Annotated in this window: 7 protein-coding genes; 3 read left to right on the top strand and 4 right to left on the bottom strand. The window is 73.6% G+C overall.

What is annotated here, in order from left to right:
- The first annotated feature begins 134 nt into the window (after window positions 1–134).
- Window positions 135–4,115, top strand: coding sequence for a type VII secretion protein EccCa (gene eccCa / locus QBL25_RS07220; protein ID WP_409056169.1), 3,981 nt, complete (start codon window positions 135–137; stop codon window positions 4,113–4,115).
- 100 nt (window positions 4,116–4,215) lie between these two features.
- On the opposite strand, the gene QBL25_RS07215 is transcribed toward eccCa, so the two are convergent.
- The 4 genes from QBL25_RS07215 to QBL25_RS07200 all read right to left on the bottom strand — a co-directional run bounded on the left by QBL25_RS07215 (window position 4,216) and on the right by QBL25_RS07200 (window position 10,799).
- Complete coding sequence (locus tag QBL25_RS07215) at window positions 4,216–5,454, bottom strand: S8 family serine peptidase (protein ID WP_409056168.1); 1,239 nt, start codon at window positions 5,452–5,454, stop codon at window positions 4,216–4,218.
- Window positions 5,451–8,765: a right-handed parallel beta-helix repeat-containing protein gene (locus QBL25_RS07210; protein WP_409056167.1), complete on the bottom strand. Its 3,315-nt coding sequence runs from the start codon at window positions 8,763–8,765 to the stop codon at window positions 5,451–5,453. The genes QBL25_RS07215 and QBL25_RS07210 overlap by 4 nt, the downstream gene beginning before the upstream one ends.
- Before the next feature lie 139 nt (window positions 8,766–8,904).
- The gene (locus tag QBL25_RS07205) at window positions 8,905–10,146 is read right to left on the bottom strand and encodes a ricin-type beta-trefoil lectin domain protein (RefSeq protein WP_409056166.1); all 1,242 of its coding nucleotides are present in this window, start codon (window positions 10,144–10,146) and stop codon (window positions 8,905–8,907) included.
- Window positions 10,143–10,799 carry a type VII secretion system-associated protein gene (locus QBL25_RS07200; RefSeq protein ID WP_409056165.1) on the bottom strand — a complete coding sequence of 219 codons (657 nt, stop codon included), beginning with the start codon at window positions 10,797–10,799 and terminating at the stop codon, window positions 10,143–10,145. Before QBL25_RS07200 ends, QBL25_RS07205 begins: the two co-directional genes overlap by 4 nt.
- 591 nt (window positions 10,800–11,390) lie before the next feature.
- On the opposite strand from QBL25_RS07200, the gene QBL25_RS07195 reads away from it, so the two are divergent.
- The gene (locus tag QBL25_RS07195) at window positions 11,391–12,566 is read left to right on the top strand and encodes a mannose-binding protein (RefSeq protein ID WP_409056164.1); all 1,176 of its coding nucleotides are present in this window, start codon (window positions 11,391–11,393) and stop codon (window positions 12,564–12,566) included.
- 255 nt (window positions 12,567–12,821) lie between these two features.
- A complete protein-coding gene (locus QBL25_RS07190; RefSeq protein WP_409056163.1) occupies window positions 12,822–13,697 on the top strand; it encodes an alpha/beta fold hydrolase in 876 nt (291 codons plus the stop codon).
- Window positions 13,698–13,710 lie beyond the last annotated feature (13 nt).

The following is a 13,710-nucleotide window of genomic DNA, read 5'->3' as shown; positions in this document are numbered from 1 at the left end:
ATCAGTGTGGTGCGGTCTTTCCCGCCACCGAGCGCCCCGGTATTCGCTGCGGGCCTGAAAGCCAGTAAAACCGGAGGTTCTGTTCCTTGAGTGTGGAGCTGTTTCGCCGTCCGGCCCGCAGACGCGGACCGGAGATGCCCGAGGGACAATTGACCCTTCAGGAGCCGCCGGTCCTCGCCGAGACAGTTCCGGACACCTCGGCCATATGGACTTATCTGCCGATGGCGCTCATGTCGGTGTCGATGATGCTGATGTTCCTGCGCCCCGGCGGCGGGAACGGCGTCTTCATGTATCTGGCGATGGGCGTCATGGCGCTCTCCGCCGGTGCCATGCTCCTCGGCCAGCTCATGCGCCGCTCCAGCGAGCGCAAGCAGCGGCTGAAGGGCGAACGCCGCGACTACCTCCGCTATCTGGCCCAGACCCGCAAGCGGGTCCGCGCCACCATTGCCGAGCAGCAGCGGGCCCTGGCCTGGCGCCACCCCGAGCCCGCCTCGCTGCGCGCGCTGGCCCGCACCTCGCGGCTGTGGGAGCGCCGCCCGGCCGACGAGGACTTCGGCGAGATCCGGCTCGCGGTCGGCGAACAGCAGCTCGCCCTGGCCCTCAACCCGGTCTCCACCCGCCCCGTCGAAGACCTCGAACCGCTCTGCGCGCACGCCCTGCGCCGGTTCATCCGCGCCTACTCCACCATCCCCGGACAGCCGCTCGGCCTCTACCTGCGCTCCTCCGCCCGGCTCCTGCTCCGCGCCGAGGAGGAGCCCGGCACCGAAGGGACCCCCGGTGCCGAACCGGACACCGAAGCCGTACGCGCCCTGGTCCGCGCCATGCTCGGCCAGCTCGCGGTGTTCCACGCGCCCGAGGAGCTGTGGATCGCCTTCTGCGTCAGCGACGAGCGGCGGCCCGACTGGGAGTGGGCCAAGTGGCTCCCGCACACGCTGCACCCCTACGAGGAGGACGGCGCCGGTCAGGTGCGGCGGATCACCGCCGACCTCACCGAGCTCGACGACCTGCTCGGCGCCGAGTTCGCCGAGCGCCCCGGCTTCGACCCGGACGCCCGCCCCGGCCGTGACGAGCCCTTCACGGTCGTCGTCCTGGACGGCGTCACCGTCCCCGACGGCCACCGCTGGGAGGGCCACGGCTACCGCAACGCCCTGGTCCTCGACGTCTCCGGAGCGCTGCGCTGGCGTCCGGGCCGCAACACGCTGCGGCTGACGGCCGGCCCCGACCAGGTGAGCCTGGTGCGCACCGACCGCAGCCGCAAGGAGCGCACGGTTCCCCTGGGCACGCCCGACCAGCTGGGCCCGCGCGGCGTCGAGTCACTGGCCCGGCTGCTCACCAGCCGCCGGATCAGCCTGGGCAGCGACATCGCGCAGCCGCTGGACTCCGACGTCGAACTGACCACCCTGCTCGGCATACCCGACCTGCACCGGCACGACCCGCAGGCGCTCTTCGACCGCCACACCGGCTCCGCCCGGCTGCGGGTGCCCATCGCCGTCGGCGTGGACGGCCGCCCGGTGGAACTCGACATCAAGGAGTCCGCGCAGGGCGGCATGGGCCCGCACGGCATGCTCATCGGCGCCACCGGCTCCGGCAAGAGCGAACTCCTGCGCACGCTGGTCCTGGGCCTCGCCCTGACCAACTCCTCCGAGACGCTCAACTTCGTCCTGGTCGACTTCAAGGGCGGCGCCACCTTCCTGGGCCTGGAGGAGCTGCCCCACACCTCCGCCGTCATCACCAACCTCGCCGACGAGGTCGCCCTGGTGGAACGCATGCAGGACGCCCTGCACGGCGAACTCATGCGCCGCCAGGAACTGCTGCGCTCCGCCGGCAACTACACCTCGGCCCTCGAGTACGAGCGGGCCCGCGCCGCGGGGGCCGACCTCGCCCCGCTGCCCAGCCTCTTCGTGGTGGTCGACGAGTTCAGCGAGCTCCTCTCCGCGCACCGCGAGTTCATGGACCTGTTCGTGATGATCGGCCGCCTCGGCCGCTCCCTGGGCGTGCACCTCCTGCTGGCCTCGCAGCGCCTGGACGAGGGCCGCATGCACCAGCTGGAGAGCCATCTCTCGTACCGCATCGGTCTGCGCACCTTCTCCGCCATGGAGAGCCGGGGCGTGCTCGGCGTGCCGGACGCCTACCAGCTGCCCGCCCAGCCCGGCAGCGGCTTCCTCAAGTCCGGTGTGGAGGCCCTGACCCGGTTCCGCGCCGCCTACTCCTCCGGCACCTACCTGCGGCGCACCGGCGCCGTGATCCAGGCGCGGGTGGCCAGCCAGGTGGTCCCCTGGACCAGCGGCTGGGTGGTGCCGCGCACCCTGGACCCCACGCCCGACCCCGAGCCCCGGACCGAGGAGAACGGCACCGAGGAGACCCTGCTCGACGTGGCCCTCGACCGGCTGCGCGACGCGGGCCCTGCCGCCCACCAGGTGTGGCTGCCGCCGCTTGACGAGCCCTCGCCGCTCGACTCCCTCCTGACCGGCCTCGCCCCCGACCCCGAGCGGGGCCTCACCGCCGCCGGGTGGCCCGGCACCGGCCGACTGCGGGTCCCGGTCGGCCTGGTGGACAAGCCCTTCGAGCAGCGCCGCGACCCGCTGGTCGTGGACCTCTCCGGGGCCGGCGGCCACGTCGCCGTCGCGGGCGGTTCACAGAGCGGCAAGTCCACCCTGGCCCGCACCCTGATCAGCGCCCTCGCCCTCACCCACACCCCCGCCGAGATCCAGTTCTACTGCCTCGACTTCGGCGGCGGCGGGCTCTCGCAGCTCGCCGGGCTCCCGCACGTCGGCGGGGTGGCGGCGCGGCTGAACCCCGAGCGGGTCTACCGGGCCGTCGCCGAGGTGATGACCCTGCTGGCCCGGCGCGAGCAGTTCTTCGTCGACCACACCCTGGACTCCATGCAGTCCTACCGCCGGCGCCGGGCCGCCGGGGAGTTCCCCGACGAGCCCTTCGGCGACGTGTTCATGGTGGTCGACGGCTGGTCCACGGTCCGCCAGGACTACGACGACCTGATCCCGAAGTTCAACGAACTCGCCGCCCGCGGCCTCAACTACGGCATCCACCTGCTCATCACCACCACTCGCTGGGTCGAGCTCTCGGCCCAGATCCGCGACCAGTCCGCCACCCGCCTCGAACTGCGGATGGGCGACCCGATGGACTCCGAGATCGACACCCGCAAGGCCCGTTCGGTGCCCCGCAGCGGCGGCCGCGGCATCACCGCCGACAGCAAGATGCACTTCCTGGCGGGCCTGCCCCGCATCGACGGCAGCGGCTCCCTGGAGGACCTGGGCGACGGCGTCGCGCATCTGGTCGCCGAGGTCTCCCGGCACTGGCAGGGCGCCACCGCCCCGCAGGTACGGATGCTGCCCCATCGGCTCCCGCTCGCCGAACTCCCGGCGCCCGAGGCCACCGAGGGCGGCGGCATGCGCCTGCCGCTCGGCATCGACCAGGACGAACTGGCACCGGTGTGGCACGACTTCAGCCGCACCCCGCACCTGATCGTGGTCGGCGACACCGAGAGCGGCAAGACCAACATGCTGCGCCGTGTCACCGCGGGCATCACCGCCCGCTACGCCCCTCACGAAGCGAAGATCATCGCGGTGGACTACCGGCGCACCCTGGTGGACACCGTCCCCGAGGAGTACCGCATCGGGCACGTGATCTCCCTGGACAACCTCAAGGACACCATCGACGGCGCGGCCCGCGCGATGAAGACCCGCGTGCCCGGCGCCGACATCGCGCCCGCCCGCATGCGCCAGTGCGACTGGTGGACCGGGCCACGCCTCTTCATCCTGGTCGACGACTACGACATGGTGTCCGGCAACTCCTTCCAGAGTCCCTTCGAGCCCCTCTTCGAGCACCTGACCCTGGGCTTCGAGACGGGCCTGCACCTCGTGGTCGCCCGCAGCGCCATGGGCGCGGGACGCGGTCTCAGCGACGCTCTGCTGCGCCGCCTCGACGAGGCCAACAACCCCGCGCTGCTGCTGTCCTGCCCGCCCACCGAGGGCCGCCTCTTCGGCAACGCCAAGCCCCGCAACCTTCCGCCGGGCCGGGCCGTCCACATCGCCCGCCGCAAGGAGCGCCTGATGCAGACCGCGCTGGTGGAGGAGAGCCGGACACCGAGCGGCTGAGGAGTGACGGCGGGAGTGCGCCGGCTCCGTACCGAGAAGCACATGGGAGAAGCGGGGGCCGCCACAAGGCGGCCCCCGCTCCACGTTCGCCTCAGTCGCCTCAGTCCTTCGCCGGACCGCCCGCTCCCGCCGGACGCCAGCCCCTGCCCCGCGCCCGGGGGAGCGCGAAAGCGGCCCACAGGATCGCGAACACGGCGGAGGAGCCCAGCAGCACGAAGAGGGTGGCCCGGCCGGTCGCACGGTCGGCGGCGGACGTGTCCCGCACGGCCACGGGATCCGCGGCGTGCCCGGCGCCGGAGGCGGTACCGGAGTCGCCCAGGACCGTGGTGACGGCGGCGTAGGCATCCAGCTGCGGGATGTCGGCGGGGTAGGCGGTGGCCGTCAGGCGGCGCGCGACGGCCGCGGGCGACTCGTCGGGATGCGTGGCCCGCACCACGGCCGCGGCACCGGCGGCCTGCGCGGCGGCCACCGCGGCACCGGCGCCGAGATAGTGCCCGCTGCCCCGCGGGCCACCGGAGACCACCCCGGCGCCGGGGGCGGCCAGGTCGATGCCGTCGGTGGGCAGGGCGCTGTCCGGGCGGGCACCGGCGGGCAGCATGTCGGCCACCGAGAGGACGCCCGGTTCACCGGCCGGCCAGTAGGTGCGCGGCGGCACCTCCTCGGTGGCGCGCCGGTCCGGGTCCGGCGTCGCCGCGGCGACGACCACGGCTCCCGCACGGCGGGCGTCGGCGACCGCGCGGGTCAACGCCTTGTCCCGGCGCGGCAGGGCCACCGCGACCGCGATGACTCCCGCGCGGGCCTCGGTGGCCTCGCGCACCGCTCGTACGACCAGGTCGGCGTCGGCCTGCCCGCGCGAGCCGGTGCCGCGCAGGGCCAGGATCCTCGCGTCCGGCGCGATCCCGGCCAGCCGGGGCTGCCCGCCGCCGTTCCCGGCGATCAGCCCGGCCAGGAAGGTGCCGTGGCCCACGCAGTCCTCGCCCGCCGCGCCCTGGGCGGTGACCCTGCCCTTGAGCCCGGCCGCGCCCGGGGCGACCCCGGTGCCGATGAGGGCGACGGTCACTCCCTCACCCGTGCCGTACCGGTGCAGCCGGTCCAGGTCGAGGCGCTGGCGCGACCAGTCCTGCTTCTTCGCCTTCTCGCCGGAGGCGGGCGTGCAGGCCGCGCCCCCGTCCTGCGCGTCGAGCGAGGACGGCATGCCGGGCAGCTCCTGGCCGCCCTTCTTCCCGTCGGCCGTCGGCGTCGGGCCCGCGAAGGGGACGGGCTGGGCCGGGGCGGCCGCGGTCAGCAGCAGCGCGGCGGCGAGACCGGCGCCGGACAGCACGCGTGCGGAGGTCTTCACCGGGCCGCCTTCGGGGTCACGGCCACGACGTCCTCGGGCACGAGGATGCGCAGATCGTCCAGGGTGGGCGCGGCCAGCGAACTGAGCCGTCCCGCCTGCCGGGTGACCATCGACTCGACCACCTGGCGGGCCAGGCGGGCGTTGCCGAAGGCCCGGTCCCGGGGCAGCGAGTCGAAGTACTCCCTGAGCAGTGGTCCGGTGCCGGGGCCGCATTCGTAGCCCATGGCCGCGGCCTGGGCCCGCACGATGGTGACCAGTTCCTCGGAGGAGTAGTCGGAGAAACCGATCCGGCGCGGGAAACGCGAGGAGAGGCCCGGGTTGGAGGCCAGGAAGCGCTCCATCTCGTCGGTGTAGCCGGCGACGATGACGACCACCTCGTCGCGGTGGTCCTCCATCAGCTTCAGGAGGGTGTCCACCGCCTCCTGGCCGAAGTCGGCGCCGCCGCCCTTGGGGGTGAGGGTGTACGCCTCGTCGATGAACAGGACACCTCCGCGGGCCCGTTCGAAGACCTCACGGGTGAGCTGGGCGGTGTGGCCGATGTACCGCCCGACCAGGTCCGCCCGGGCCGCCTCGACCAGCTGGCCGCGGCCGAGGATCCCGAGCTGCGTCAGGATCTCCCCGTACAGACGGGCGACGGTGGTCTTGCCGGTGCCGGGCGGCCCGGTGAAGACCAGATGGTTGCTGAGCTGGGGGACGGGCAGTCCGGCCGCCGCACGGTGGCGGGCGGTGGTGATGAGGTTGACCAGGTCCGCGACCTCACGCTTCACCTCCGCGAGCCCGACCATGTCGCCCAGCCGCGTCAGCGGGTCGTCCTGCGGGGCCGCGCTCTCGGCGCCCTTCGCGGCGGCGGCCACGGAGACATCCTCGGGCAGCAGCAGCCGCAGATCGCTCTCGCTGACCTGCGGCTGGGTGGCCAGCCGTACCGCCTGTCTGTCGACCATCTCCTCGAACACCCCGCGCGCGGCACGGCCGTTGCCGAAGCCCGCGTCCCGGGGCATCGCCTCGAAGTGCGCGGCCAGCGCGTCGGCGGTGCCCTCGCCCAGCTCGTACTGGTGCTGGGCGCACATGTTCCCCATGATCGCGACCAGTTCGGGCACCGAGTAGTTCTCGAACTCGACGGTCCGTGAGAAACGTGACGCGAGGCCCGGGTTGGACCCGAGGAAGGCGTCCATCTCGCGGGAGTAGCCGGCCGCGACGACGACCACATCGTCGCGGTGGTCCTCCATCAGCTTCAGCAGCGTGTCCACGGCCTCGCGGCCGAAGTCCGCGCCGCCGTTCCCGCTGTCCGCGGTGAGCGTGTACGCCTCGTCCACGAACAGCACGCCGCCCAGCGCCCGCTGGAAGGTCTCCGTGGTCTTGATCGCCGTGCCGCCGACGACCTGCGCGACCAGGTCCGCGCGGGAGACCTCCACCAGGTGCCCGCTGCGCAGCGAGCCCAGTTCGGCCAGGATCGCCCCGTAGAGGCGGGCGACGGTGGTCTTGCCGGTGCCGGGCGGCCCGGCGAAGATCAGGTGCCGGCTCATCGGCGGTGCCGACATGCCCAGTTGTTCGCGCCGCTGGGCGAGCTGGGTGAGGTTGACCAGGGTGCCGACCTGCTGCTTGACGTTCTCCAGGCCGATCAGCGCGTTCAGGGCGCCCAGCGGGCCGTCCTCGCGGTCCGGCGGGGGCGCGTCACCGGCGCCGGACCCGGCCGGATCGGTGTTCTCCGCGCTGCCGGTGCCCCAGGCGTCCCGCTTGCCGTTGCCGACGCTGGTCAGACCCTCCACGGCGAGCCGCTCGCCGGGCGCGGTCTGCACCAGGCCGCCGCCCGCGTTCTCCCGGGTCAGGCAGTTCACCACGGAGACCGGCGCGGTGGACTCCACGCGGAAGCCGTCCTGTTCGCCGCCGGAGACCTCGCAGCCGCTGAGCGAGGCGAGCGCGCCCTCGCGCAGCAGGAAGCCGTGGCCCTTCGGGGCGTGCACCGTGGTGCGGTTGGCGGTCAGTTCACCGCCCGCGGCGACGACCACGCCCTCCTCGCCGGATATCTCCACGCGGAAGTCGCGGACGGTGACGTTGCCGCCGTCCTCCACGACCAGGCCGCTGGTGGCCGTGTCGGAGACTCCGCCGCCGGCCAGGTAGAGGGTGCTGCCGGAGGCCACGCGGATGCCCGCGCCCTTCGGCCGGACGATCTCGCAGTCCTCGGCGCGGCCCCGGGCGTCCTTGGTGGCCGCGATGCCGTCACCGGCGGGCTCGACCAGGCGGGCCCGGCGCAGCAGGGGGTTGGCGCCGCCGCGTACCGCGACGGCGGGGGAGCCGCCGATCACTTCGAGGCGATCCAGTTCGGGCGCCGAATCCTCCTCCAGGAGCAGCGCGGTCGCCTCGCAGTCGCGGACCGTGAGACCGGTCAGGGCCGGGGACGCGCCGCCCGCGACCCGCAGCGCCGCGCCCTGCGCGCCGTCCACCCAGCAGTCCTCGAAGGTGCCGCGCGCCCGGTCGGTGACCAGCACGCCGTGCCCGCGGGTACGCGAGACCCGGCAGCGGCGCAGCACCGGGTCACTGCCCCCGGCCAGCGTGATCCCGTTCCCGGACGCGCCGGTGACGCGGACGTCCTCAAGGGTCGTACGGCCCGCGCTGCTCACGTGCACCCCGGTGCTGGTGTCGTGCACCACGGTCCGGACCACCGTGAGGGAGCAGTTCTGCTCCAGGGCGATGGAGGGCTTGTCGGTGGAGGAGAAGTCGCAGTCCTCGACGGTGCCGCGGGACTCGCCGTTGGCCAGCAGGCCGTTGCCGCGCGCGCCGCGCACCGTGCAGCCGCGCACGCGCGCGTCGCCCTCCTCCGCCAGGACCAGGCCGCTGGTGCCCAGGTGCTCGAAGTTGCAGGACTCCACGGTGGTGGGCGTGGTCGAGGTGACCACGACGCCCGCGCCCTGCGGGTTGCTCACCCGGCACTCCCGCAGCGCGAGGGAACCGGTGCCCCCGGCCAGCATCGCCGTCCACGCGGCGCCGATGATCTCGCAGCCGTCGAGCGCGGCCTGGCCGCGCCGCACGTCCACGGTCGGCAGTTCGGCGTCGCCGCCGCGCAGGGTCAGCTCGGAGAGCATGACCGCGTCGGCGCGCAGCGCGAGCACGCTGCCCGAGCGCGGCCGGATCTCCACGGTGCCCCGCCCTTCGGCGGCGGTGAGGGTGACCCGGGTGTGGATCACGAGGTTCTCCGTGTACGTCCCTGGCCGGACGCTGATGAGCGCGCCGGTCCGGGCGGCCACGAGTGCCTCACCGATCGTCCGGTAGCGGTCCTGAGTCCCCGGACCGACCGTCAGTACCTGGCGCGACACGCACCAACCTCCTTGCCATGGCGGCCTCTACAGCGGGGCGCCCCCTCGGCGGGGGCGCGTGTCGGCGAGCCGACGGTGTCATCATGCCTCGCCCGCGGGGACGAGCGGGTACCGGGAGCGGTGTGCTCCCGGCGCCCGGTCAGACGCTCCACTTCTGGTTGTCGGCGCCCGTGCAGCTCCACAGTTCGAGCACGGCTCCGTTGTCCCGGTTGCCGCCCTTGATGTCGACGCACTTGCCGACCACGGTGTTGACCAGGTCGTGACTGGGGTTCAGGGCGAACTTCTGCGCGTTGTTCCCGCTGCACCAGGCGATCTGGATGGCGGAGCCGTCGTTGTAGTTCGCGTTGGCCACGTCCAGGCACTTGCCGCCGATACGGACGGTGCCGTCCGAGGCGAACCGGAACTTCTGCGCGTCGGCGTTGTTGCAGTCCCACATCTGAAGCTGCCGGCCGTCGCTGAAGTTGCCCGCCGGTACGTCGATGCAGCGGCCCGAGAGGTGGCTGTGCAGGGAGACGGGGAATCCGAGGGTGGGTCCCGGGTCGGTCTTCGCGGGCCGGTCCTTCTTCCCGCCGGACTTCTTCCCGTCGTCCTGCTTCTTCGCCGGCTCGTCCTTCTGGCCATCGCCCTTCGGTGCGTCCTTCTTCGCGTCGTCCTCGGGCGGGGCGGGCGCGGCGGACTCCCTCTTCGGCTTCTTCGGCCCGGCGGAGGCCTTCTCGTCGTCCTTGGAGCCGGTGTCGGGCGGGGTCACCGCGAAGTCTCCGGGCGCCTCCTGGCCGTCGGGGCCGAGGACCGTCCCGGCCGCCGTGGACGACTTGGGGTTTTTGTCGTCGTCTCCGCCGAGCGTCAGCAGCGGCACGGACACGAGGAGCGCTCCCGCGACCGCGGCCCCGGCGAGCACGGCCCTGCCCGGCCGCCCGACCGGCCCGGTCCGCTGCTGGGGCCGGTCGATCGCGGTGGCGGACACGGTGCGTACGAGCGCGGGCAGCCGGCTCTTGGCCGCCGTCGCGGCACTGGGGTCGGCTTCGGGCTCGGCGGCGGAGTGCGCGGTGGACTCGCCGTCGGGGGCGGGGGCGCCTTCGGGCGCGGGGGCCTTGGTTTCCGGGGCGGCGGTCACGGGCTCGGCGGCCTTGGCTTCCGGGGCTGCCGCCTCGGGCTCGGCGGTCGGTGCGCCGGCCGTGGCTCCGGTCTTCGGGGCCGCTTCCGGGGTCTTCGCCTCCGCGGTGTCCGGGGCCGCGGTATCCGGCTCCGTGGTGCGCGGGTCCGCGTTGTCCGGCTCGGGCTTCGAGGGGCAAGCGCCGGCCGAGGCGGCCGTCGTCTCCTCGCCGTCGGAACCGGTCTCGGCCGCCTGCGAGGTGGGGGGCTGCTGGGCCGAACGCGTCACGAGGTCCTCCCTGTGGTGTGGGGCCGTGGTCGAGGAGAGTCGCCGTCCGCGCCGAGAAGACTCTCCGCAGGGACGAGCAGGGGCGCCGCGGCCCCGGCGTTGACCATCAGCCGAGCCCCCGAACCGCTCAGCGAGCGGGCAAGATCCCGTGCGGGGAGGGTGTCATGGACAAGTGCCTCGGACGTGAACTCATGTGCCGGGGAGGTGAACGACAGGACCACCGGCGCCCCGTCGCGCCCCGCGGCCAGGAGGGGCGCACCGTCAGCACCGCGTACGACCGTGATCTCGGCCCGGGCGAGGACCGCGAGCGCCTCGTCCACCGAGCCGTAGCCGGTGGCGGCACGCTGGGCCGCCGCGTCCACCGGGTCGGTGGGCTCGGGCCAGCCGAGGACACGGGCCGATGGCCGGTACGCGGGATTGGCGCGGTAGTCCGCCACGGTCCCGCTCTCGTCGGACCGCCATTCCCCCAGGACCGCCCACTCCGGGGGAGTGCGCTCGTCGGTCCACTCCGGGTCGACCACGCCGATCCAGTGGCCGGGGGCGCGGCGGGCGGCGGCGCGTACGGCCTCGGGTATCTCGGGGGCGTCGGCCGCGTCGGGCACCTCGTCGACGGGCGAGGCGGGGGCCGCGGCGGGGCGGGGGTCACCGGGCATCACGGGCGTGGTGTCATGCCTGTCCTCCGGCTGTTCTCCGGACCGCATCTTCACCTGAACTCTTCGATCCGTACCAGTCCTTGGGCGCCGGGCGAACGGGCGCGCACGCCGACACTGATCACGTCGGGAGTCAACAGAATGCCACATGCGCCTCTTTCGTTGGGGGCAGGGGAGAGTCCGTTTCGGGTCCAGGCGTGCCCGTTTGTTGTCCGAGTGAGGAACTTTCCGGGAGCAGTGAGGCGTGAGGGGACAAAGCGAAAGGGGAGTTGTGGGGGCAGGAGCGGTCGTCGGCCGCCTGACGGGCTAAGTTGGGCACGCGCCCGGTCCCCGCCGGCGCGCGGTGCGTTCCGACCGGACGTCCAGACGCCCGGCCCAGGGCCGTACGGGAAGACCTCGCAGCCCGGAAGGCGTCGGACCGGCCTGCGGCCGCCACCGCGCCCGACCACGCGGAGACCGGCGTCAAGCACCCAGCCGCACCACCCCACTTCGACGCGGACCCGCTCAACCCCCGCGTGGCGAGCGGAACTCGACCGCCCCGCCCGTCACGCGGCCCCGCGCACCCCCGACAGCTCCGCCACCGAGGAGTACCGCATGTCCCCCCAGCACCGCACCCCCGGCGCGAACGCGGAGACGACCGCCGCCCCCACGGAAGAGGCGGGGCAGCCCGGCGCCCCCACGGAGGAGGCGGGCAAGTCCGTGGCGCCAGCCGCACCGGACGAGAAGACCGAAGGGTCCACGCCGGAGGAGAAGACCAAGTCCTCCTCCGCGCCTGCCGCACCCGCCGCATCCGCCGTACCCGCCGGGGAGGAGCCGGGCCAGGCCACGGCCCCGGAGGCTTCGAAGACCCCCGAGACCGAGCCCGAGCCCGAGAGAACGACCGCGGAGACGCCCGGGGGAAGTGCCGGGGCAAGTCCCGAGGAAGGCCCCGAGGGAAGTACGGCGAAGACGCCGGACGGAAAGACCGAAGAAGCGCCCGAAGGCGAGGGCGAGGGAGAGCGCGAGGGCGGGCGCCGAGGCGTGGCCGTGGCGGCGGCGGTCAAGACGGCACCGCCCGGTACCAAGGCCGCGACCGGCGTCGACGGCGGGCGCCCGCGCAAGCCGGTCCTCGCGGGTGCCGCGATCGTCGGTGCCGCCCTGATCGCGATACCCCTGCTGCTGGTGGGCAGCGCCAGGGACGACGGCCCCCCGGACGGCGGCAAGGAGCTGTCGGCCGGTGGCTCCGACACCGTCCTGAACCCGAATTCCGGCCCGGCCGGGCTCGACGACTACCGGGCCAAGAAGCCCAGTTCGTCCCCGTCCGAGAAGAAGTCGAAGAAGGCCGAGACCCCGAAGGCCATCGCCCCCAAGGCCGTGGTGCCCACGCCCACGCCGAGCGCGAGCGCGTCGTCCGAGAAGAAGGCCAAGCCCAAGCCCAAGCCGAAGCCCAAGGCGGCCCCGAAGCCCGACTGGACCACCGAGACCGTCTCGGCACCCAGCGTCCTGGAGGTCAACCAGGCCTGGACCACCAACCGCATCCGCCTGGTCATGCAGACGGACGGCAACCTCGTCGTCTACAACGAGAAGGGCAAGCCCATCTGGGCGGCCATGACCTTCGGCCAGAACCACCGGGCGATCTTCCAGCAGGACGGCAACCTCGTCATCCACAACGGCGACGACCGCCCCATCTGGGCCTCGAAGACTCACGGCCACGAGGGCGCCCGCCTGGTGCTCCGGGCCGACGGCAAGGTGGTCATCGAGCACAACGGCAGGGTCATCTGGTCGACGTGACACCCGCCTCGCCCCGCCCGCGGTGAAACTCGTGATGAGCCGATCGCGCTCACGATTTATGATGGAGAGCGCATCAAGTCCATGTGCTCATGGGGGAGGTGGCCGCTGATGGGCCCGGTTCCTTTCCTTCGTTCTTCCACCGTGTGCGGTGGCGCGACACACGGCACCCGCGCACGGAACGTCCCGCGTACCGAACGAAACGCCCTCCCTGCCGAAGAGACTTCCCCCGCCCGCCCCGAGGCTCCCCCGCCACTGATGGCACAAGGGCAGGCCCCCGGCCTGCCCGCGGTGTCCCTGGCCTACGAGCGGCACGGCACCGGCGAGCCGGTCGTGCTCCTGCACGGCCTGGGACACCGCCGCCAGGCGTGGGATCCGGTGCTTCCGCACGTCGTCGCCGAGCGGGAGGCCGTCGCCTTCGACCTCCCCGGCTTCGGACAGTCACCGGACCCCGATCCCGCCGTCCCGCGTGATCTGCCGACCACCGTGGCGATGTTCGGCTCGGTCTTCGCCGCCCTGGGGCTGGAACGGCCGCACGTGGTGGGGCACTCGCTGGGCGGTCTGGTCGCACTGCGCCTCGGGCAGGCGGGTCTCGCGCGCAGCGTGACGGCACTGGCGCCGGCCGGATTCTGGACCGAGGCCGAGCGGCGCTACGCGTTCGCCGCTCTGCACACCGTGCGGCGCGGCTCCCGCATCCTGCCGGAGGCGATGCTGCGGACGCCCGCCGACGCCGAGCCCGGGACGGCCGTCCGCGGCCGGGCCGTCCAGGGACTGCGCTCCCGGTGTCTGCCGCCCGCGGTGGTGGCGGACATCGTGGCGATGCGCGACGCGGCCGGGTTCGACTCGGTGCTGCGGGCCGGGCGGACCCGAGGCCTGTTCACCGGTGACATCCCCGGCATCCCGGTGACCATCGTCTGGGGGAGCCGGGACCGGCTGCTGCCGCGATGGCAGAGCGGCCGACTCCAGGCGATGATTCCCGGCGCACGGCAGATCGTCCTCGCCGGCTGCGGACACGTGCCGTTCCGCAGGGCTCCCGAACTGGTCGCCCGGGTCATCCTCGAAGGCACCCGAGCAGACGCCCCACCGGCGGACTTCCCGCTCGACGCGCCTGCGCCCGGCGGCGGCAGCCCGTGACGAGCGGGGGTGG

Origin of the sequence: Streptomyces sp. SYP-A7185, from assembly GCF_046103685.1 — a bacterium.
In the GTDB taxonomy this organism is placed as follows: Bacteria; Actinomycetota; Actinomycetes; order Streptomycetales; family Streptomycetaceae; genus Streptomyces.
Note: the sequence above shows the minus strand (reverse complement) of the source record. Positions and strands in the feature narration are given on the sequence as shown.